19 protein-coding genes are annotated in these 20171 nt (G+C 70.2%); 11 read left to right on the top strand and 8 right to left on the bottom strand.

Annotated features, from left to right (window positions below; translation table 11 throughout):
- Positions 1 to 92 precede the first annotated feature (92 nt).
- On the bottom strand, positions 93 to 674 hold the full coding sequence (locus tag AB0F17_RS00095; protein ID WP_358013743.1) for a TetR family transcriptional regulator: 582 nt from the start codon (positions 672 to 674) through the stop codon (positions 93 to 95).
- 111 nt (positions 675 to 785) lie between these two features.
- Here AB0F17_RS00095 and AB0F17_RS00090 point away from each other — a divergent pair, with 111 nt between their 5' ends.
- The 6 genes from AB0F17_RS00090 to AB0F17_RS00065 all read left to right on the top strand — a co-directional run bounded on the left by AB0F17_RS00090 (position 786) and on the right by AB0F17_RS00065 (position 10600).
- A complete protein-coding gene (locus AB0F17_RS00090; RefSeq protein WP_358013741.1) occupies positions 786 to 1502 on the top strand; it encodes a GNAT family N-acetyltransferase in 717 nt (238 codons plus the stop codon).
- Between the two features lie 180 nt (positions 1503 to 1682).
- Positions 1683 to 2075: a hypothetical protein gene (locus tag AB0F17_RS00085; RefSeq protein WP_358013739.1), complete on the top strand. Its 393-nt coding sequence runs from the start codon at positions 1683 to 1685 to the stop codon at positions 2073 to 2075.
- Between the two features lie 62 nt (positions 2076 to 2137).
- Positions 2138 to 2590: a hypothetical protein gene (locus AB0F17_RS00080; protein ID WP_358013737.1), complete on the top strand. Its 453-nt coding sequence runs from the start codon at positions 2138 to 2140 to the stop codon at positions 2588 to 2590.
- 21 nt (positions 2591 to 2611) lie between these two features.
- On the top strand, positions 2612 to 3556 hold the full coding sequence (locus AB0F17_RS00075; protein WP_358013736.1) for a hypothetical protein: 945 nt from the start codon (positions 2612 to 2614) through the stop codon (positions 3554 to 3556).
- The gene (locus AB0F17_RS00070) at positions 3481 to 6165 is read left to right on the top strand and encodes a hypothetical protein (RefSeq protein WP_358013735.1); all 2685 of its coding nucleotides are present in this window, start codon (positions 3481 to 3483) and stop codon (positions 6163 to 6165) included. The genes AB0F17_RS00075 and AB0F17_RS00070 overlap by 76 nt, the downstream gene beginning before the upstream one ends.
- 43 nt (positions 6166 to 6208) lie before the next feature.
- Entirely contained in the window at positions 6209 to 10600 is a 4392-nt protein-coding gene (locus tag AB0F17_RS00065) for a hypothetical protein (RefSeq protein WP_358013734.1), read from the top strand.
- A 66-nt stretch (positions 10601 to 10666) separates the two neighbouring features.
- Here AB0F17_RS00065 and AB0F17_RS00060 read toward each other — a convergent pair whose 3' ends face one another.
- Positions 10667 to 11497 carry a helix-turn-helix domain-containing protein gene (locus AB0F17_RS00060; RefSeq protein WP_358013733.1) on the bottom strand — a complete coding sequence of 277 codons (831 nt, stop codon included), beginning with the start codon at positions 11495 to 11497 and terminating at the stop codon, positions 10667 to 10669.
- Positions 11498 to 11907: 410 nt separating this feature from the next.
- On the opposite strand from AB0F17_RS00060, the gene AB0F17_RS00055 reads away from it, so the two are divergent.
- Positions 11908 to 12417: a GNAT family N-acetyltransferase gene (locus AB0F17_RS00055; protein ID WP_358013731.1), complete on the top strand. Its 510-nt coding sequence runs from the start codon at positions 11908 to 11910 to the stop codon at positions 12415 to 12417.
- A 67-nt stretch (positions 12418 to 12484) separates the two neighbouring features.
- Here AB0F17_RS00055 and AB0F17_RS00050 read toward each other — a convergent pair whose 3' ends face one another.
- The 4 genes from AB0F17_RS00050 to AB0F17_RS00035 are packed head-to-tail and all read right to left on the bottom strand — an operon-like array spanning position 12485 to position 16082.
- Positions 12485 to 13324 carry an NAD(P)H-binding protein gene (locus AB0F17_RS00050; protein WP_358013729.1) on the bottom strand — a complete coding sequence of 280 codons (840 nt, stop codon included), beginning with the start codon at positions 13322 to 13324 and terminating at the stop codon, positions 12485 to 12487.
- A gap of 29 nt (positions 13325 to 13353) precedes the next feature.
- The gene (locus AB0F17_RS00045; protein ID WP_358013727.1) at positions 13354 to 14190 is read right to left on the bottom strand and encodes an SDR family NAD(P)-dependent oxidoreductase; all 837 of its coding nucleotides are present in this window, start codon (positions 14188 to 14190) and stop codon (positions 13354 to 13356) included.
- A gap of 60 nt (positions 14191 to 14250) precedes the next feature.
- On the bottom strand, positions 14251 to 15174 hold the full coding sequence (locus AB0F17_RS00040; RefSeq protein ID WP_358013725.1) for an RNA polymerase sigma-70 factor: 924 nt from the start codon (positions 15172 to 15174) through the stop codon (positions 14251 to 14253).
- Positions 15171 to 16082, bottom strand: coding sequence for an NAD(P)-dependent oxidoreductase (locus AB0F17_RS00035; RefSeq protein WP_358013723.1), 912 nt, complete (start codon positions 16080 to 16082; stop codon positions 15171 to 15173). Before AB0F17_RS00035 ends, AB0F17_RS00040 begins: the two co-directional genes overlap by 4 nt.
- Positions 16083 to 16414: 332 nt before the next feature.
- On the opposite strand from AB0F17_RS00035, the gene AB0F17_RS00030 reads away from it, so the two are divergent.
- Together AB0F17_RS00030 and AB0F17_RS00025 are read left to right on the top strand one after the other, a co-directional pair.
- The gene (locus tag AB0F17_RS00030) at positions 16415 to 17110 is read left to right on the top strand and encodes an NAD(P)H-binding protein (RefSeq protein WP_358013721.1); all 696 of its coding nucleotides are present in this window, start codon (positions 16415 to 16417) and stop codon (positions 17108 to 17110) included.
- A gap of 204 nt (positions 17111 to 17314) precedes the next feature.
- On the top strand, positions 17315 to 17479 hold the full coding sequence (locus tag AB0F17_RS00025) for a hypothetical protein (protein ID WP_358013719.1): 165 nt from the start codon (positions 17315 to 17317) through the stop codon (positions 17477 to 17479).
- Between the two features lie 51 nt (positions 17480 to 17530).
- On the opposite strand, the gene AB0F17_RS00020 is transcribed toward AB0F17_RS00025, so the two are convergent.
- Entirely contained in the window at positions 17531 to 18139 is a 609-nt protein-coding gene (locus AB0F17_RS00020) for an XRE family transcriptional regulator (protein WP_358013717.1), read from the bottom strand.
- Between the two features lie 112 nt (positions 18140 to 18251).
- Between AB0F17_RS00020 and AB0F17_RS00015 the strand changes: the two genes are divergently transcribed.
- Both AB0F17_RS00015 and AB0F17_RS00010 read left to right on the top strand, forming a co-directional pair.
- Positions 18252 to 19070 carry an MBL fold metallo-hydrolase gene (locus AB0F17_RS00015; protein WP_358013715.1) on the top strand — a complete coding sequence of 273 codons (819 nt, stop codon included), beginning with the start codon at positions 18252 to 18254 and terminating at the stop codon, positions 19068 to 19070.
- A 149-nt stretch (positions 19071 to 19219) separates the two neighbouring features.
- The gene (locus tag AB0F17_RS00010) at positions 19220 to 19450 is read left to right on the top strand and encodes a peptide deformylase (protein ID WP_358013713.1); all 231 of its coding nucleotides are present in this window, start codon (positions 19220 to 19222) and stop codon (positions 19448 to 19450) included.
- A 351-nt stretch (positions 19451 to 19801) separates the two neighbouring features.
- Here the strand turns inward: AB0F17_RS00010 and AB0F17_RS00005 are convergent, their stop codons facing one another.
- Entirely contained in the window at positions 19802 to 20035 is a 234-nt protein-coding gene (locus tag AB0F17_RS00005) for a hypothetical protein (RefSeq protein ID WP_358013711.1), read from the bottom strand.
- Positions 20036 to 20171 lie beyond the last annotated feature (136 nt).

Below are 20171 nucleotides of genomic sequence, written 5' to 3'. Positions count from 1 at the left end.
CGGAATGACCGGGTCCTGCCGTTCAGTGCCTGATCGGCCGGGCCCGCCGGTCTCAGTCTGCCAGGATCTCCAGATCGAGCCGGCCCGCGGTGCTAACGCCCGGGGCCCGGCAGGACGCGTTCGACCACGTCGGTGACCAGGTCGTGGATCTGGCTCTCGGGAAAGACGTCGGGCAGCGTGAGCCGTTCCAGGATCAGCCAGTTCAGCGCGAGGTAGAGCAGGACCACCGTGGTCGCGTCACCGGGCAGGCCGGACTGCGTGTGGTAGCTGATGTTGGCGTCGACGTCGGCGCGGATGCGCTCGGTGAGCAGGCGGCGCAGCTCCGGGCGGCGGGTGGCCTCCAGCCGGAGCTCCAGCAGGGCCAGGAAGCCGGAGCGGAAGTGGCTGACGCGCTCCACCAGGTCATGCATGAGCTCGGTGACCCGGTCGCGGTCGCGCGGCCCTTCCAGCGCGGCGGCCATTATCCCCGCCTCGGGCTCCAGCCGTTCGTAGAAGCGGTGACCGACCTGGGTGAGCAGGTCGTCGCGGTTGTTGAAGTAGTTGGAGGCCGTGCCGTTGGGCACCTGCGCCTCGACGTCCACGGCACGGAAGGTCAGCCCGCGCGCTCCCTCACGGGCCAGCACCTCGATGGCCGCGTCGAGGAGTGCCGCCCGTCGTGCCGGGTTCTGCCGCATCGCATCTCTCCGTCATCAGAATCCAAACCACTCTAATCATAGTACTATGTTGGAGATACGTGAATTCCGTTCACCTGAATTCGAGAACGGCGGCCGGATATAACGAGGAACGTGACTCGCATTCCTTCGCCGATGACGGATCCCGCGTGGTTCGTCGCCCGGCTTCATCCCGGCGACGAGCGGGGGGTGGCGGCCGCGGCCGCCGTCGTCAACGCCGCTCTCGGCCATGGCGTGCTCACCGTCGGCTGGCTCCTGCGGCACATGCGCGACGACGAGAGGGTGCAGTTCCTGGCGGCCTTCCCGCAGGGGTCGATGACGCCGGTGGGGGCGGCCCTGGCTCAGGTGGTCGACGACGAGGGATATCGCGCGTTCATCGCCCCGATGCCGGACGGGACCCTCTCCCCCGCGCCGCCGTCCGCCGGCGGGCGCCGGGTCGGCATCCTGAGCGCCATGGCCGTGGTGCCGTCGATGCGCCGTCGCGGTCTCGGCACCGTCCTTGCCGCCCAGCGCACGGCCTGGCTGAGGGGGCGGTGCGCCGAGGCGTACGCGATGGTGTGGCTGCGCGACCATCCGGCGTGCGGCGACGGCGTGCTGAAGGCCGCCGGCTGGGAGCCGGTGACCACCGTCCGCCGATACTGGGAACAGGCTTCAGTGGCGGGCGACTACCACTGCCACCGGTGCGGCTCGCCCTGCCACTGCGACGGCCTGCTGATGCGCCTGCCTCAAATGCCGACCGGCGATGAGGGCGCCCGGGGTGCGGCCGGAATGTGGTCCGCGAGCACGGCTCCTCGCTGGTTGAGCGCCACTGGGGTTTGGCCTTTGCAGTAGGCCGGCTCCCCGGTCCGCTGAGTGGACCGAACGTTGCCCGTCCCTTCCTCGCACGCACAGCATGAATCCATGCTGTCATCGAGCAATTACTCAGAGCGACAAAATGGTGGGCGGCGGAACAAGGTCGCGAGGGCTCTGTCCCGGGCCCTGATCGCAGCGGCGACGGCCGGGGCAGCGGTGGTGATGGCGCCGGGCCTGGCCGGGACGAGCGGTGCGGCCGCCGCCGACCCGGCCTGCGGGGTCTGGCACAACAGCGGGCTGTTCCCGGGTGCCAGGGCACGGACCTGCATCTGGGGGGTGGGCGCCGGCTGGAAGTCGGCCCAGACGGAGGTCTTCAACGGCTCGGGTTCCTCCTTGCTGGTCTCGGACATGTTCGCCTACCTGGATCCGCTGGACCTCCAAGGAGCCCGGTGCTTCAACATCCGGCTCGATCGCGGGCAGAGCGGCTTCTGCCCCACGCGCAGTGCGGCCGACAACAACCCCTTCCAGTTCGACCAGGCCAGGGGGTACGTGACGGTCTCGGACCCGGAGCTGGAGGAACGGATGACCGTCGAGTCCCCCTGGGTGGGCTGAACGGTGCCTGGGATCGACCTCAACCGCAGCGATCAGGCTGCGCCCACGAAAGGACGAGGAGAATGAGTAACAGATCGGCGAGGGGCATGTCCTGGGCCGTGATCGCGGTGGCGGTGATGATGGCACCGGACCTGGCCGGTACGAGCAGCCCCGCGGCCGCGGCCGCGGCCGACCCGACTTGTGGTAGCTGGGTCTCCAGCCTCGTCATCCCCGGGCTCTCGGGCCGGGCCTGCATCTGGGGGGTGGGCGCCGGCTGGAAGCAGGCCCAGACGGAGGTTTTCAACGGTACGGGCTCCCCGCTGACGGTCGAAACCCTGACCGCCGCGCTGGATCCCCTCCCCGGGGACGCCCGGTGCACCGACATCCAGCTCCAGAACGGCCAGACGGCGTTCTGCGGCACCAGCAGCGTGCCCGACAACAACCCCTTCGAGTTCGACCGCGCCATAGGCTCCGCCCACGTCACCGCCCCGGGCAGGCAGGAACAGTTCTCCTTCGGATCCCCCCGAGTGGGCTGACCCGGAAAGGGTGGTGTAGCCGTGACCGGCCCCGCGGAGGAGCCGACGCAGGCCCGCCTGGTCCGCACCGCGGACCTGGCGGATCTGCGCTTCGGCTTCCTCGGTCTGTCGTTCAAGCGCCCGGCGGTGAGACGGATCCTGGTCCGGACCGCGCCGGAGCGCGACGGGCTGATCGTCGTCACGTTCCCCGCGCAGCACGTGGTGGAGCAGACGTTCTTCGAATCGGCGGGGACCGGGCTGCCTGACCCCGTTCCGGTGCGGCTGCACCCGCCGCCGCCCGTCGTCTCCCGGATCGGCGGGCGCAGCATGCTGGTCTTCGTCGTGGGACCGGACGACGAGGTCCCGTACACCGCCGAGGGCCTGCTGGAGGCCATGGGCCGGCTTCCGCTGCGGACGGTGGGCGACGAAGGCCCGGCCAACCCGCTGCGCGACCCCGCCGGCGATCCCCGGACCGCGATCGAGCTGCCGTACCGGCTGCTGCTGTCGCCGCCCCCGAACGTGCGCTGGGTGCACCGTACGACCCCGGCCGATCCGGCGGGCGGCGCCACGAGCGACACAGCCGGCGCGGGCCGCGTGGAGCTGTGGCACACGCGGGTGCGCGGCACGCGGGCCAGGGCCGTATGGACCCGGGACTTCCCGGGCGACACACCGGTCGAACCGCCGCCCGACCCCCTGACCACGTCGCTGACGCCGGCCGACCGGGCCGCGCTCGTCCATCTGACCAGCAATCGCGGGCTGTTCACCGAGCCGGGCCATCGGCCGTACGTGCCGGTGCCCGTCGATGTCGGGCACGTGATCCTCTCCGCCTGGGCGGCTGGCTCGACGCCCTCGGCCACTGGGATCCGCGGCCGGCGATCACGAACATCAGCGAATGGCGGCACCGGGCGGCCATGGGCCGCGACCATGACGTACGGGTGCTCTACTCGGGCTTTCTCTGCCCCTTCGGGCAGCGTGCTGACCTGGTGAAGGTGACGGAGCGGAAGTTCGATCCGGAGCGCCCGGAACATCCCGCCTACCTCGCCCAGCGGCTCTTCATCACCTGCCGCGAACCGGTCAGGGAATTCCAGCCCGGCACGGTACGGCGGGACGCCACCGGCGAACGGCTCAACGCCCTGTTCCCGTTCCGGCGGGTCGAGCTGCTGACCCTCGTCACCCCCGATCTTTCGCCGCCCGGGAACCTCCTGCCGGTGCGAGAAGGGCAGTATGCGTTCTTTCCCGCCGTCCGGGATGAGGATCCGTTCCTGTTCACGGTGCGCGCGACCGACCTGGCCGGGCGGGAGACCGAATTCCGCACCCCGCTGCTGTTCCTCACCGAGAACTTCAACAAGGGCGCCGAGCTGGAGGCGGCGGCCAAGGCGTACAACGCCCTCGACCCCGAACCGGTGAACCCCGAGGCGCCTCCGGCGAAGCTGTGCGCCGCTCTGCGCGGCGCCCGGGTCGCGGTCGCGGCGACCTCCGCGCCCGACGACACCACGGTAGAGGCCGCCCACCTGGTCTGGGGGACCGCCCTGCCGACGGACCGCGACGATCAGTTCTACCAGCGGATCCCCGGCTTCCTCCCGGTGGTGCGCTGGGCGACGGCGGTGCTGCCCGCGGTGAGCCGGCTCACCGGGGCGCTTGGGCCCCGCCCGGTCCGGTACGCCCGGCGTTACCGGGTGGCCGGCTTCGACAAGACGCCGGCCAGGCCGGGCGATGCCGTCAACCCCGGCGAGGTCTTCCTGGAACTGATCCCGGTCACCGGGGCGCCCCCGCTGGTGATGGACTTCGCCGACCAGCGGGATCGCTCCGGCGGGCTCGCCGCGCCCACGCTCACGGTGGCGGGCCTGTCCCGGCTGACCGGACCGGTCAGCGCCGCCAAGTCGTCTCCGGCCGCCACCGGCGGGGCTGCCGCAGCGGCCGCAGATCCGCTGGGGACGGTGGCCGACGGCACCTTCCAGCCCTCGGACTTCTTCGACGCGATCGGCGCGAAGCTGTTCGGCGTCATCCCGCTGTCCGCCCTGGTCAAGGCGGCCGGCTTGGACAAGGAACTGAAGGCCCCGCGGTTCATCACACAGACCGTCAACGCCGCCACCGGCTTCCTGGCGGACCTGCGCCGGATCGAACGTCAGCTGATCGGCGTCGCCGCCCGGTTCCCGGCCGTCGCCGCCGCGGTCGAGCGCGTGCGTACCACCGCCCTGACGCTCGTCAAGACCATCGAGGCGTTCATCGCGGGAACGGCCACCCTCAGCCAGGTGGACGCGGCCTTCCGGGACTTCAGCGCAGCCCTGGACGCGCTCGGCACCGGGCTCCCCGCCGAGGTCGATCATGCGGTCATCGCGCTGATCGATCACCTGAGGCAGGCCATCGCCATCTGGGAGAACGCCCCCGCCGGGGTGCTGCCGCTGCGGCAGGCGATCGAGGCGGCGAAGGCCGGCATCCGGCTGCCGGAGTCCGTCGCCGCCCGGTTGGAGTGGGTACCCGATATTCAGCGCTGGTCACTGCGGGCGGGTGACCCGCCGGTCTTCGACCCGCACGACGGCGGTGGCGACCCGGCGCGGGCCGGCCGTTTCTCCGTGGTCGTCGACCTGCGCGGCGCGCTGCGGCCGGACGTCCGCCCGGCCGCCGACGTGACCTGCACGCTGGAGGAGTTCGACCTGGTGCTGTTGCCGGGCGTCCTTGCGGCGATGCGGCTGGACTTCCGGCGGGTCAGGTTCACCGTACGTGCCGGCGAGAAGCCCGACGTCGAGGTGGCGTTGCGGGCGGTCGAGTTCATCGGGGCGCTGTCGTTCGTCGAGACGCTGCGTCAGATCATCCCGCTCAACGGGTTCAGCGACCCGCCGATGCTCGACGTCTCCCCGCTGGGGGTGCGCGCGAGGTACGGCATGCCACTGCCGAACCTCGCGATCGGCGTGTTCAGCCTGGAGAACATCTCCCTGAACGCCTATCTGGACCTGCCGTTCGCCGGCACCCGGCCGCTGGAGATCGGATTCGCTTTCTGCCGCCGCGACGCACCGTTCCGGCTCACCGTCTCGCTGTTCGGCGGCGGCGGCTGGTTCGGGATCGTGCTGTCGCCTGACGGGGTCCGTGCGCTGGACGCGGGCCTGGAGTTCGGCGCCGCGGCGTCCATCGACTTCGGAGTGGCGAGCGGCAGCCTGTCGGTGATGGCCGGCATCTATTTCCACCTGGACGCCGCGACCGGTAAGGCTGTCCTGTTCGGCTACTTGCGCGCCCGCGGCGAGGTGGACGTTCTCGGCCTGGTCTCCGCGTCGATCGAGCTCTACCTGGAGCTGGGGTACGAGGGCGGCGACGCGGTCGGACGGGCGAAGATCACGATCACCATCGAGATCGGCTTCTTCGAGGAATCCGTCGAGATCAGCTGCGAGAAGAGGTTCGGCGGCGCCCAGTCCCTGCTGTCCACCGCCGAGGGCGCCGCGGTGCCGGGCGCGGAGGCGGACGGCGGGCTGGTGCTCGGGGCCGCGGCGGCCGGTACGGCCCCGACCTTCGCCCAGATGATGGCGCCGTACCAGGATCCGGTGACCGGCGCGCGACGAGACCCGATCGTCGAATACTGCGCCGCCTTCGCGGAAGTGGGCTGACCGTGAGCGAGCGGACCGAGCCGAGTGAGCGGAGCGAACGAACATGAGCGCGTTCAAGGTTCTGTGGACGGCGTTGCCGGCCGGCGTGGCCGGGCCGGGCGAGGTGCGCCTGTCCGTCGCGGTCGGCCCCCGGCTGGAGGCCCCGCACGGCCGGCTCGACGACGTCGGAGAGTTCGTCGACTGGCCCAAGACGCTGCGCGACACGGTGCTGCCGGCGCTGCGCATCGTGTGGGACGGGCACGCCGAGCCGGTGGTCCCGCGCCTCGACCCCCGGTCGCCGGCCCCCGACTCGGGCCTGTGGGGGAAGATGTTCCCGGCCGCCTCGCCGGTACGATCGCGTTCCCTGGCGGCCGCCGATGCCCCCGGTGCGGCGGGTGGCGGCGAGGCCGGCCCGCTGGCCGTGCGGCTGCTGCGCTCGTTCCCCGCGGCGCTGGTCCATGAGCGGATCACCACGCTGTACGACGACATGGGCAAGGCCGTGGTCGCCGACCGCCTCACGCCTCCCGGCAACGGCAACGGCGGGAACGGCGGCGGCGGCGCCCATGGTGACGGCGGCGCCCATGGCGGTGGGGTCGACCATGGCGGTGGGGGGAACGGCGGCCCCGCCGAACCTCCGCCCCGGCCCTGGCATCAGCCGTACACAGGTCTCGTCCGCGGCATCCCGGTGGTCGCGGACATGCGTAAGTTCACCGGCGACCCCCAGGCCGCCTACCGGGCCATCGACGGCATGGTCGGCGGGGACGCCGCGGCGCCGTACGCCCGCACCTCCGGCCCTCTCGCGGCGGAACTCCGCCCGGGCACTGTCGATCGGACGAGTGACGCCTACCGGAGCGACGAGACGAGGTTCGCGTTGGCGGAGGCCTTCCGGTTCTACGACCGGCCGAAGCCCACAGGGAGCGGCGGCGGGGAGGCCGCCGAAGCGCCCCGGCCGGAGCCTCCCGACGTGGAATTCCACGGTGTCTGCGGCTTCCTGGCCGACTATCCGGAGCTGTGCCGCCGGCTCGGGCTCGTCCTCGATCTCGTGGTCCCCGTACCCGCCGGACTCGCCGCGACCGGCAAGCTCCGGGTGGCGTTCAAGGACATCGCCGCGCCGTTCGACACCGACCGGCTGCGGCCGTGGACGCTGTTCGACTACGCCGCCGGCGAGCGTTTCACCGCCGCCTCGCCGCCGGGGCACCCCGTCCAGGGCGGCTGGCTCGGCCTCGGCGGCGAGGACTGGATGATCACCGACGCCGACATCGACGGCGCGGCCATCAAGGCGGCCGACTTCACCGCGCTGATCGAGCGCATGCACAAGCTGGCCGGGCCGAGCGGCCAGCCGAGCGCGCAGCAGCTGGGCACCGGTACGACAGCGCTGCAGGGCGCCGGGCTCACCGTCTTCCACAAGGGGCGGGACGCGTGGCTGGCCGCTCAGATCGGCGACGATGCCGCCCACCAGACCGGATCGGGCGGGGCGGTTCCCGAACTGCACGCCGGGCACCTGGTCCGCGGGTTCCGCGTCGACGTCGGAGCCGTCGGCCCGGCGGGCGCGGTCACCGGCTGGTTGTCCCTGTGCCGCCGCCGGGGCTCCTACCTCATCCGCCGTAGCGGGCAGCCGCCGCACCGGATCGAGGGGATCGCCGACGACGAGGGCGCGGTCCGCGCCAGCGCCGTCACGCGGGACGCGACCAGGGCCGATGAGCTGTACGTGCACCAGGCGCTGTTCGGATGGGACGGCTGGAGCCTGGCCGCCCCGCCGCCCGGCCGGACGCTCGACAGATTCGGCAGGCCGGTCGTCGCCGACCCGGAGGTCGACGCGGACTTCCCGCTCGACACCAAATTCACGCCGGTGCCGGGCTCGCTGCCGGCGCTGCGGTACGGGCGCACCTATCGGCTGCGGGCCCGCGTGGTGGATCTCGCGGGCAACGCCCTGGGGCCGGCCGCGGCGGCGCCCGAGTCCGCGCTGTCACCGCCGATCACATATTCACGGTGGGAGCCGGTCCCGCAGCCGGCCCTCGTCGAGAGCAAGCCGTTCAACGAGGGCGAATCCAGCCAATGCCTCGTCATCCGCAGCACCGTCACGGTCGGCGGCCGGGACGTGCCCGCCTGGCAGTGGGCCCTGGAACGCCACGACGTCCCCGGCCACACGGACCGCCCGCCCGCCACGGACGGGCTGAGCCGCCGGTACGCGGACTTCGACGAGCGGTTCGTCGCCCCGCCCAAGACGTCGCTGCAGATGGCCGAGCGGCACCGCCGATTCGACGACGCCATCGGCGGCGAGCGGCCGGAGGAGGTGCGCAGGAGGTTCTTCGCGGCGGCCTCACGCGAGGCCGGCACGTTCCTCGACACGGTGGTCAGCTTCGCCGACGATCCGGGCCGGACCCGCGACCTGCTGTTCTTCAGGGAGATCGCCGTCGCCAAGCACGACGCCTTCGACCCGGAGCCGGTCACCCGGCTGCCCGTGACGCGCGGTGCCGGGCTGAAGTCCGGCGAGTTCGTCGTGCACACCGCCCCCGGGCTCATCCTGCCGTACCTGCCCGACGTCCTCGCCCGGGGCGTCACGCTGTACGGCCTGCCGGGCGCGCCGCCGATCTATCCGGTCTCGTTCTACGACGACTTCCACGAGACCTGGCCGGATGCCGCGCCGTTCACGCTGCGCATCGAAGAGGGGGACGGGGAGCCGCGGTGGCGTGAAGGCCCCCGGCGGCTCACCGTGTTCCTGCCCAAGGCCGAGATGGCCACCGTACGGCTCAGCTGCCGGCTCAGCGCGGCCGACCTTGACCTCTTCCCCCTCTGGCGGCGGTTGCTCGCCTCGGATTTCTGGCGGGGCCTGACCGACTCCCAGCGGGCGCTGATCGCCGAGGAGACCGTCGCCGGGCTGAACTGGCTGCTCACCCCGTACACGGAAATCCGCCTGGTGCACGCCGTGGAACGTCCGCTGCGGCCGCCCGCGCTCGACGCGCTGCGCTTCGTACGGGAGCCGGAACAGACCTTCGCCGATCTGCGTGGCGCGCTGCGGTCGCATCCCCGCAGCACCGGGCACGTCGACATCGACGCCACCTGGACGCGCTGGATCGACGACGTCACCGAACCGGCCCCCCGTCAGATCAAGGAGCACGCCCACGTCGGCAGAGTGGAGCTGTCGTACTTCGACAGGGACGAGGTACAACTGCCGCGCTCCGGGACCCCGGTCCGGCACGACTTCGGCGACACGCTGCACCGCAATGTCGCCTACCGGCCGACCGCCACCACCCGGTTCCGCGAGTACTTCCACCCGTCGATCACCGCCAAGCCCGAACTCGTCACCAGCGTCGGCGAGCTGAGCACCGGGCCGTCAGAGCGGGGCTGGCCGGTGCCCGCCGGCAGGCGGCCGGAGCCGCCGAAGCCTTCTTACCTCCTGCCCACCTTCCGGTGGAGCCGGCAGGAGGACCGCCGGAACAAGCGGCTCGTGACGGTACGCGATGGGGCCGGGGTACGGATCTACCTGGACCGACCGTGGTTCTCCTCCGGCGACGACGAACTGCTGGCGATCGTCCTCGACCCACCCGGGGTCGGCCCGTTGCCTGGTCATCTGACGACTCGCTGGGGCACCGATCCCATCTGGTCCGACGCGACCGTGCTGCCCCCACCGACCCCGGTGAACTTCCCCAACCCCGTCGCCACCCCCGCCGACCTCCGGCTGGCGGAGTCCGGGGCGGGCCGTGAGCTGATCGCGGCGACCGTGGTGTACAACCCGTCGTTCGACGCGGCGAAGGAGCTGTGGTTCGCTGACGTCGACATCGACCTCGGCCCCGCCGGGCGGGAGTCGGCCTACTTCCCGTACCTGCGCCTGGCCTTGGCCCGCTACCAGCCGCATGCCCTGGCCGGGCTGGAGCTGTCGGCCGTCGTACAGGCCGAGTTCGCCCAGCTGGTACCGCGCCGTACGCTCACGGTCGAAGAGGCGCCGGACGGGGGGCTCCGCATCACGCTCTCCGGGCCCGCCGCCGCCACCGAGCTGGGCGCGCAGGCCGGTTCCGGCCTTCCCGCGGTCGCGGCCAGCCACCGCGTCACCGCGACCGTCCAGCGGCGCCCCTTCACGAGCGACGAAGATCTCGATTGGGCGGACACCGAGATCAAGGCCGAACTGACCTGCGGCGCGGCCGGGGCCGGTTTCCAGTGGTCCGCGCTGATCCCTCCGGCGGAGGTGGATATCGGCCGGCAGTACCGGCTGCTGGTGGAAGAGCGGGAGCGCTACCGTAGCGACCCGGGGACGGCCGACGAAACCGTGGTCATCGGGGGGCCCGGCGAGCCGACACACAGAGCGGGCAATGACGAGCCCAGTGAGCCGCCCGCGGAACCTACGAGGAGCGCGGGCGACCGGCTGGAACTTGTCCCGGTGGCCGAGCGGCTCGCCCACGCCGACAGCGTCGCGCTCCGTGCCCGCCTGGGCGGGCTGATCATCGACTTCGATGCGTAGCCAGGCGCCACGCCGCGCCCGGCAGGCACGCCTGCCGGGCCGCGTGTCCCTGCGCGGCCAACGAGGTCAACGCTCGGTCAGCAGGCTCAGGGCCCGGCCCGATCCCGGCACGCGGGCCAGGTTGACGCTGATGCGCGCCGCGGTGTCCCGTACGGCGTCCGCCAGCAAGGGCAGGCGGCCGGTACCGTGCACCACGACGGCCGCCGCGGCCACCAAGGCTCCCGTCGGCGCGCGTACCGGTGCGGCCACGCACGCGAGGGGCGGCAGGGCCCCCTCGAAGTCGAAGGCCACCCCCCGGTCGCGCGCGCCATCGACCCGCCGCGCCCACTCGGCCGTGGAATGCCCCTCCGGCCGGCTCCGGCCGGGGTCCGGACGTACGGCCGACGCGGATTCCCACGCCGCCAGCACCACCTCGGCGGCGCTGGCCGCCGGCAGCACCACCCCCGGGCGCAACCGGAAGACCTCGTCCACGGTCGGATCTACGATCCCCGCAACGACGATGACGTCGCCGCCGTCCCTGACCACGATGACCGCACTGCATCCGGTGCCGGCGAGCCCCTGCAGTGGTCGCACGGCGGCCGTGCTCAGCACCTGGGCGGGCGCCCAGCGCTGGCCCCAGCGGAACATCCGCGCCCCCATCCGGTAGCGGCCGCCGTCCTCGCGATGCACCACGCCCAGGTCGGCGAGTCGGCCCAGCAGCCGATGGGTAGTCGCCTTTGGCAGGCCGGTGGCCATGGCGAGCTGCGTCAGGCCCGCCTCTTCCAGCCGCGCCAGCTCCTCCAGCACCGCGAAGGCACCGTGCAGCACCCCTCGGCCGACCGAGGCCCCAGGCTGGTCTCCACCCTTATGGCTGCTCCCGCCGTTCAAGCCGTCGGCCTCTTCCGTACCGGGCACCATCGCCCACCCCTTCAGTCTCAGTCACCCCACCCGTTCGTACCACCGGCGCCGATGGGCTCTCCAGGCTCGCCGAAGCTATAAGTGACTTACTGATTACTCTTAGTGACCATCCGGCCGCTTGTGGGAGGTCTCGAAGAAGCTGACCGGCGTCTCCTTCGCCTTCTGAGCCCGACCCCGCCTGCGGGGCCCTCCTGGCCGACGCCACAGTTGAGTTCGACCCCCCGCCACAACCCTGAGCCCCGCGCCGAACGGTCTCGTCCGCGCCGCGTCCGTGCAGAAGCGCTCCTAGGCTCCTGGGCGGCGGCGTTGCCTCTAATTGCATTTATATCGCTATTGCATAATAATCGCATTAGAGTCCGTCGCAGTGCGCAGGTACTCTGCTCAGCATCTTGAAGAGAAAGACTGATCTTGTGGCAGAAAACTTCGCGATATTTCAAGCCTCCACGGGCGATGGGGATGTGGTGGGCGAGATCCACGCGGAGTCCTGGAAGGCGGCCTACGTTGACTTCTTCGATGCGACATTCTTCGCCGAAGCCGTACGAAACCGGCGCGGAAAGTGGCACGACATGCTCGCCAACAGGCAGGACACCCTCCTGCTCGCCGCGCTGGCCGGACGACCGCTGACCTTCTCCTACTTCGGTTCCTCGCCGACGCGGCCGGGATGGGCTGAACTCTTCGGTTTCTACAGCCACCCGGACGCGTGGGGTACCGGCAGCGCGGGCGCCCTGATAGTCGCCTCCTTGAGCAGACTGCGCGAGGACGGCTTCGGCGGGGTGCATCTGTGGACGTTGCGCGACACCCCCCAGTCACGCCGCTTCTACGCCAAGAGCGGCTTCACCGAGTCGGGTGCGGTGCGCGGGCACGATTTCGGTGACGGCAACCCGATCGACCAGGTCGAGTACGAACTCACCCTCGGCTGACCCGCACGGCACCAGCCGCTGATACCCCGGCAAAGCGCTCAGAGACGCACAGCCGGGGCGGTCGCCGTCAGCCCGCTGTCGAGCCGAAGTCGGCCGCGCGGTGGGCCACCCATTGGGCATAGGTGAAAGCCGGTCGCCCGGTGACTTCCTCGACTGTCGGCAGTACTTGCTCGGTCTTGCCGACCCTGGCCGCGAGCCCGTCGATGAGCTCGGCGATCACCGGGGCGGGCATTCCGTGGTGGAGCATCTGCTCCAGGAATTCTTCGCGGGGTTGCTCCTCGAACCGCAACGGCCGTCCGATCGTTTCCGCGATGATCCGCAGACGGTCGATCTGGGTCAGCGACTGCGGCCCGGTGAGGAGGTATGCCTCGCCGGCACGCCGATCGAGCAGGGCGTGTGCGGCGACCGCGGCGATGTCGCGCGGGTCGATCGGAGCCAGTGCGGCACTGCCGTACACCCCGCGGACGACCCCGCCGCCTGCGATCTGAGGCGCCCAGACGAGGTCGTTGGTCATGAACGCGCCGGGGCGCACGAAGGTCCACGGCAGCCCGGACGCTTCGACGGCCCGTTCCAGTCGCAGGTGCTGCTCGCCGATCCACCCAGGCGTGGGAAACGTGACGGTCGATGAGGACAGCAGTACGACATGTCGCAGGTCGGTTTTCCGTGCCGCGTCGAGAAACCCGTCGACGGCGTTGAAGACGGGGAACAGGAACGCCTGCTCAACGCCGGACAGCGCTTCCGTCAGGGTGTCGGGCCGGGTCAGGTCGCCGGGCACGACCTCGACGCCGTCGGGAAAGGAACGGTCGCCGGGGTCGCGGGTGATGACGCGTACCTTCTCCCCTGCGTCGAGCAGTTGGCGTACGACGTTGGCGCCGACGTTACCGGTGCCACCAGTTACCAGAATCACGGGTAAAGATCTCCTGTCTCGTGGCGTGGTCAGACAGCTGGAGCCGAAGGGGTATGTCCGTGTGCTTCCGCCGAGAGGTCCTGCCAGTCGGCCCAGGTCTTGAGCCGGTCGGCGTAGACCTGCTGGAGGATCGGGTTGCCCTGGGTGCCGAAGAACACCCTCAGCGGCGGGTCGTCGGTGTCGGCGAGCTTGAGCAGTGCCCGGCCCGCGGCGGCCGGGTCGCCGACGTCCAGCGTCTCGGCGTACGCGGCGAAGCTCTCGCGCAGACCGTCGTACAGCGGATCGGGCTCGGCCTGGACGGCGCCGGCGCTCGCGCCGGTGGCGTAGGAGCCGGGCTCGACCACGGTCACCTTGACGCCGAAGCCGGCGACCTCTTGGGCGAGGGATTCGCTCAGTCCTTCCAGGGCCCACTTGGAGGCGCAGTAGGCGCCGCCGAGCGGAAACGCGGAGACGCCGGCGACCGAGGAGATCTGGATGATGTGGCCTGCGCCCTGCTCACGCAGGTGGGGAAGCGCGGCCTGGACGACCCACACCGGGCCGAACAGGTTGGTCTCCAACTGGTCGCGCAGTTGCCGCTCGGTCAGCTCCTCCACAGCGCCGGACAGGCCGTAACCCGCGTTGTTCACGATGACGTCCAGCCGGCCGAAGTGCTCCTTGGCCCGCTTCACGCTGTCGAAGACGGCGGCCCTGTCGGTCACGTCCAGCTCCAGCGCAAGCACCGCGTCGCCATAGGCGGCGACCAGCTCATCGAGGCTTGCGGTGTTCCGGGCGGTGGCGGCCACCTTGTCGCCGCGGGACAGGGCGGCCTCGACGAAGTTGCGGCCCAAGCCGCGGGACGAACCGGTGACGAACCAGACTTTACTCATGATGTCATTCCGTTCTTTCTGTGGTGGTGGGTCGACTGCTGTGCAGGTCAGCCCTTGCGGTCAATCCGAGGACCGGCGAGCCTGGTTCGTCTCGCGAACGACCGCCCAGGCGTCCGCCACCGGACCCAGGTGTCCGAGCTTGTCGGGGTTGATCACCGCGCGGATCATCTGAATCTGCCCATCGAGGACGTCGAGCGCCCAGGTGTTGACCACCTTGCCGTCCTGATCACGGAAGATCGCGCCCGGCTGGCCGTTCACCTCGTGCGACTCCACGACCCCGCCGATCGCGATGAACGGCGTGACCATCGCGGCCAGCGCCCGGGCCACCTTCTCGGCGCCGAAGACGCCCTTGCCCCACAGCGGGGCCTTGCCTCCGCTGTCGCCGACCATCTGCACGTCGGCGGCCAGCAACTCCCGCAGCCCGGCCACGTCGCCTTCCCGGAAGGCGTCGAAGAATCGACCGGCGAGTTCTTCTCGCTCCCGACGGTCGGCCTCGAACCTGGCGCCGCCGGCGTCCATGTGGCGGCGCGCCCGCACGGCGAGCTGGCGGCACGCCGCCTCCGAGCGTCCCACCGCCGATGCGACCTCACCGAAGCCGAACCCGAACACCTCCCGCAGCACGAAGACCGCCCGTTCGAGCGGGCTGAGCCGCTCCAGCAGCAGCAGGGCCGCCATCGACACCGAGTCGGCCAGCTCCGCCGACCGCTCCGGGTCCTCATACGGGTCGGTCAGCAGTGGCTCGGGAAACCACAGCCCGGCGTACTCCTCCCGCCGGACACGTGCCGAGCGCAGCACGTCGATCGCGATCCGGGTGACCACGGCCGACAGGAACGCCTTGGCCGACGCGGGTCGTGTCGGGGAGGCCTCGTAGCGCAGCCAGGTCTCCTGGACCGCGTCCTCGGCCTCGCTGACACTGCTGAGAATCCGGTAGGCGATCGAGAACAGCAGTGGCCGCAGTTCCTCGAACTCCGCGGCCCGGCTCACGCCAGCTCCTCCTTGAAGCCCTGCCGCCAGGAGGGGTAGCGAAGCTGCCAGCCGAGCTCCCGCTTGGCCTTGGCGTTGGAGAAGCCGCGCCCCTCGGTCATCATGGTCACCGCGGTCTTCCCGGCCAGCGGCCGGGCCAGCCAGGTGGGAACCCGCATCGGCGGCTTCGCCCCCGCGCACTCGGCCAGGTAGGTCAGCCACTCACGAGCCGGGGCCGGCTCGTCGTCGACGATGTTGAACACGCCCTTCGCCCTGTGCTCCACGGCCAGGACGGTGGCGCCGGCCGCGTCCTCGAGATGTACCCACGAGCTGTAGCCGCCGCCGTTCCCGACGACCGGGTACTGCCGCTTGCGCACGAGTTCGACCTGATCGTCGGTGGCGCCCGGCCCGTAGAACGCGCCGTACCGCAAGACCGCGCCACCTGCTTTGACGACCACGTCCTCAAGGTGGCGGATCGCCTCCGCCCCCTTGCCCGTGCTCGTCGGGTCCAGCGGGTCCTCCTCGGTCTTCACCCATCCGCCCTTGCGGATGCCGTTCCAAGATCCGTAGCTCTGCGCGACGAAGTGGGATACGCCGGTCGCTTCCGCAGCGGCCAGCAGGTGGTCCGTCCCCTCGGTACGCAGCCGGTTGGTGGTGGCGAACCAGCGGTCGAAGTGCTTGATATCTGGCTTGCCGGAGATAGCAGTCATCTGGTGCACGATCACGTCCGGCCGGGCCGTGGCCACCGCCTCACCGACCGACCCCGCATCCAGCCCGTCCATCACGACCGCCTCGGCGCCCAACCGCTCCACCAAGCCCATCTTCGCCGTGCTCGTCGTCGTCGCCGTCACCTGGTGGCCACGCGCCACAAGCTGCGGCACCAGCCGCCGCCCCAGCACCCCGGCCCCACCAGCCACGAACACCCGCATGATCATCACCTTCCCGATTCCCCAACCTGTCTTCCAAACCCGAGACGAGATAGCCCGGCCATTCTGTGACACGGCAGGTTGGACAGCCGGGAAGGGATCGTTCGCGGCTGTTGCCCGGTGTACGAGAAGAGCGCCGGCATCGGGTGGCGGCCGGCTCTGGCTCAGCCGTCTTTTCTCCCGTGTCACAGAACGGCCGGGCTGTCTCGTCTCGGGGCAGACAGGCTCGGCCCTCGGAGCGTGGAGGAACGGGAAACCGTTTTCTACCTCCCGGGCGGGCGCCTCCAGCTACTACCGAACAACATCACAGGCATAACCACGGAAGGACAGTCGTCATGCGTATCGCAGTCTTCGGGGCCAACGGCCCCACCGGCCGCCTGCTCACCGATCAGGCGCTAGCCGCCGGACATCAGGTCGCCGCGGTCACCCGGCAGCCCGGCTCGTTTCCACTGCGCCATCATCGGCTCGAGGTGGTCGGTGCCGACGTGCTCGATCCGGTGGCCGTCGACGCCGCCGTGGCGGAGCGGGATGCGGTGCTGTCGACGCTCGGGGTACCCGCTGGGAAGGAACCGATCAGCACCTATTCGCGGGGTGTGGCGAATATCATCGCCGCGATGCGACGGCATCAGGTGCGTCGGCTCGCCGTGGTGAGCTCTAGCGGGGTCGACCCGCACCCGTACTCCGATGGCGGGTTCCTGTTCAACCGGGTCCTGCTGCCATACGTGACACGGGTGCTGGGTAAGACGCTGTACGACGACATGCGGCGGATGGAAGAGCTGGTCCGCGCCAGCGATCTGGACTGGACGATCGTGCGCCCGAGCGGGCTCTACCACCTGCCGTCGGTCACCGACTACACCCTCGTCGACAGCCACGCCGACGGCAGGTTCACCGCCCGTGCGGACCTGGCCGCGAGCATGCTGGCCCTGCTGGACGACGACCGCCACCTCCGCACCACCGTCAGCGTCATCACCACCGCCGACAACCCCACCTTGCTCCAGTGGATCCGCCGCGAAGCACTCGCCAAAAGCTGAGCCGATCCACGCCGTTGCGGCCGCCGATGGTGATGGTGGAGTCGGTGGCGTGGTAGGTGGTCGCTCGTCCTTCGGCTGCGGTAGGGGCGGCGGTATGGACGCGGCCGCGAAGGGCGATGAGTTTGCGGGGGCGACGCGGTCGAGGCCGTCGATGGTGAGGTAGCACAGGAAGGGGCCGTGCTCGGTGAGAAATCTCGTCGAGATATGACCACGACCTCGATCCGGCGCGGCCCGGGCCGCAAGGAGGCCGTGCTACTGCCGGTCGAGGCGGCCGCGGTGTGGCAGCAGCACCTCGCCGAGCAGCAGGCCGACCGCGAGCGGGAGAAGGCCCTGGGTGAGCGACTGCCGGTCGGTAGCCGGGTGCCGTGAGTTTGACGATGCCCTGGCCAGCTTTGGTCCAGGCCCGCACGCTGCGGCCGATCAGGTTCTGCGCGAGATGACCATGATGTATTCGCAGGGAGCGTTCGTTCGGTTGGCGAAGCCGTGGTCCGCGTCGGCCTGGAAGAACAGAGAGTCGCCTGTGTTCAGGGTCTCGCTGATCCCGCCGATCGCGACGGTGAGGGTGCCTTCGAGCACCACGAGTTGTTTCTCCGTACCCGGCGGATACGCGGGCAGCAGCCCGGTAGAGACCTGCGCGGGGAGGTAGTGGACGACCATCTCGGCTCCTCCCGCGCCCGGGGCCGCTGACACCATGTGCCGCTCGAAGCCGGTTTCCGGGTCACGGAAAACGGGGCGATCGTTCTTGCGCATGGCAATGGCCACACCAGACGCGGCAGCAGCCGGCGCACCGACCAGGTCCGAGAGTGACGCGTCGAGCGCGTGGGCGATCTTGGACGCGACGCCGATCGTCGGGCTCTTCTCACCGCGTTCGACCTTGGACAGCATCGCCCGGCTGACCGACGACTGTGTGGACAGCTGCTCCAGCGTCAGGCCCGCCTCCTCACGGCGTCGCCGCACGTTACCGCCGAACGCGCCGGCCAGGTCGTCACCGTGCTGTGGTTCGGCCGCTTTTCCGTCTTGCTCGACCACCGTGCTCCTCGATCGATGGGTATCTCGCTGCCCACAGTGTAGGGTTTCTCCTAAAGAAGATAGAGTCTTCTATAGGAGACGCGCGATGTGCGCCCAACACGACGGAGGTTCCATGCGTTTGATCTCGAGTGGCCGGCACCATGCCACGTTCGAATTCGGCGATCTGCAGGTGATCTCGTTGCGAGACGGGTACATCGACATGCCGCCGACACGGCTCCGCGACGAGGATGGGCGCAGGCTCGATGAGCTGCCGGCCGCCGTCCCGCTGGCCGGCGACAACTTGCGGCTGTCGGTAAATGCCTTCTTCGTCACCGACGGCACGCGGTCGGTTCTCATCGACACCGGCGCGTCCAACGCCTGGCATGACCCCACCATGGGATTGATCTACGACGCGCTCGACGAAGCGGGAATCGACCGCGCGCATGTCACCGATGTGGCCATCACCCACAAGCACGAAGACCACGTGAGCGGCCTGATCGCGCCGGACGGTTCAGAGGCGTTCACCAAACTCGAGCGCGTGTGGATCGGCGCGGGCGACACCTCGGTGTTCACGGGGCGGCTCGAGCCGATCCGCGACCGGGTCGTACCCGTGTCGGAGAAGGTCGCGATCAACGACTGGACCACCGCGATCCCGACACCGGGCCACACACCCGGTCACACCGTCTACGACGTCAGGAGCGGCACCGGCCACCTTCTCGTCTGGGGCGACACCGTTCACGTTCCCACGCTCCAATTCGATCAGCCGAACGTGTCCTGGGAGCTCGACGGCAACCAGTCCCAGGCCCGCGCCGCGCGAGCGGCCCTCCTCGAACAACTGACCCAACCACACCACTTCGTAGCCGGCGCCCACCTCGACTCACCCGGCATCGCCCGCGTAACCCCCTCCGGCGACGGTTATGCGCTGGAATACCTCGCACCACCGATCGGCTGATCGAGCCTGTCGGCTCCGGGCCGTGCTCGCGATGGAGGCCAAGGAGGGCAAGCTCGTCTGGCCCGGCTGGTCGCCCACGAACTCGACCACCTCCTGTCCGGCGCTGCTGCGATGAAGAGTCCCGTCTTCACTGGTCAGACGTCGGCGGCATGCCGGTCCGCGGGCTCGTGCCGCGTTCATTGGCCCTCCGGGTCGCGTACGACACCCTTGAGGGTGTCCGTTGTGTCTCCGTGTACGAGCGGGGACTTGCCCGCCTGGTAGCGCACGAAGTCGATCACCTCGCGGGGACGCTGTATCGGGGCAGAATGCGCCCTGGCGTATATCCGATCTCGGTCATGGAGTATCGCGGTTCCGGGGTGGCCTGGAGCTATGAGGCCTGATCGCTGCGTAGTTCCTCAGCGGTGAGGCGACTCGGAGATTCTGGGGTGATCGTAAGAATCGTGGCAGGAGCCCCAAACAAGAGGGATAGCAGCAGGTCACGGCCTGTGACCCGTGCGAGGGGATGAGCACGGTTTCGGTCCAGGCGTTCGGGGATGAGTCCGGCGCTCGCCGCCGCGATAACGCGAGTCGCAGCGTGTCCGCAGGTCACAGCCATGATCGGTGCTCGATAAGTTCTGTTATGTCCGCCTGGCCGGGAACGCCCGGTTACTCGGCGTTACTTTGGGGCCCATCGCACGGACCCGAGCATCGGGCCGACAGGGGAGACGGATCGTGCGACAGCGGCCGGTGCTTCACTTGGTCCCACCCGTGCCGATGGTTCGATCAGTGACGGTCACGTAGGTGACCATGTACACCCCCGGCCAGGTGCGCAGGCTCGCCTGCACGGTGTCGGGGTTGGCGCCCGGCCGCAGCTTCACCAGATACGCATCAGGGTGAGTGTCGCCCCATGGGTGGTTCCCGGGAAACCACTCAGGCAACTCGTCGGGTGAAGCGTCGTAGATTGTTTCAATCTGCGGCATCGACACCAGGCGCTGCTTGATCGCGTCCTTTGTCGGTTGCGGGGCGGTCCTTCCGCGTCAGAGTTAATGAACCAGTCCCGGTCCGAAACACCTATCAACCGCGGGTAGTTTGATCGCCCCGTTGGAAGAGGTTGGAGCAGGT

Origin of the sequence: Nonomuraea sp. NPDC026600 (assembly GCF_040638335.1) — a bacterium.
In the GTDB taxonomy this organism is placed as follows: domain Bacteria; phylum Actinomycetota; class Actinomycetes; order Streptosporangiales; family Streptosporangiaceae; genus Nonomuraea.
This window is presented reverse-complemented; position numbering and strand designations above follow the sequence as displayed.

What these genes read in the sequence shown, in the direction of transcription:
- AB0F17_RS00095 (WP_358013743.1), bottom strand. Translation starts at nt 674, where the DNA reads ATGCGGCAGAACCCGGCACGACGGGCGGCACTCCTCGACGCGGCCATC.
- AB0F17_RS00080 (WP_358013737.1), top strand. Translation starts at nt 2,138, where the DNA reads ATGAGTAACAGATCGGCGAGGGGCATGTCCTGGGCCGTGATCGCGGTG.
- AB0F17_RS00070 (WP_358013735.1), top strand. Translation starts at nt 3,481, where the DNA reads ATGGGCCGCGACCATGACGTACGGGTGCTCTACTCGGGCTTTCTCTGC.
- AB0F17_RS00065 (WP_358013734.1), top strand. Translation starts at nt 6,209, where the DNA reads ATGAGCGCGTTCAAGGTTCTGTGGACGGCGTTGCCGGCCGGCGTGGCC.
- AB0F17_RS00060 (WP_358013733.1), bottom strand. Translation starts at nt 11,497, where the DNA reads ATGGTGCCCGGTACGGAAGAGGCCGACGGCTTGAACGGCGGGAGCAGC.
- AB0F17_RS00045 (WP_358013727.1), bottom strand. Translation starts at nt 14,190, where the DNA reads ATGAGTAAAGTCTGGTTCGTCACCGGTTCGTCCCGCGGCTTGGGCCGC.
- AB0F17_RS00035 (WP_358013723.1), bottom strand. Translation starts at nt 16,082, where the DNA reads ATGCGGGTGTTCGTGGCTGGTGGGGCCGGGGTGCTGGGGCGGCGGCTG.
- AB0F17_RS00030 (WP_358013721.1), top strand. Translation starts at nt 16,415, where the DNA reads ATGCGTATCGCAGTCTTCGGGGCCAACGGCCCCACCGGCCGCCTGCTC.
- AB0F17_RS00025 (WP_358013719.1), top strand. Translation starts at nt 17,315, where the DNA reads ATGACCACGACCTCGATCCGGCGCGGCCCGGGCCGCAAGGAGGCCGTG.
- AB0F17_RS00015 (WP_358013715.1), top strand. Translation starts at nt 18,252, where the DNA reads ATGCGTTTGATCTCGAGTGGCCGGCACCATGCCACGTTCGAATTCGGC.
- AB0F17_RS00010 (WP_358013713.1), top strand. Translation starts at nt 19,220, where the DNA reads ATGCCGGTCCGCGGGCTCGTGCCGCGTTCATTGGCCCTCCGGGTCGCG.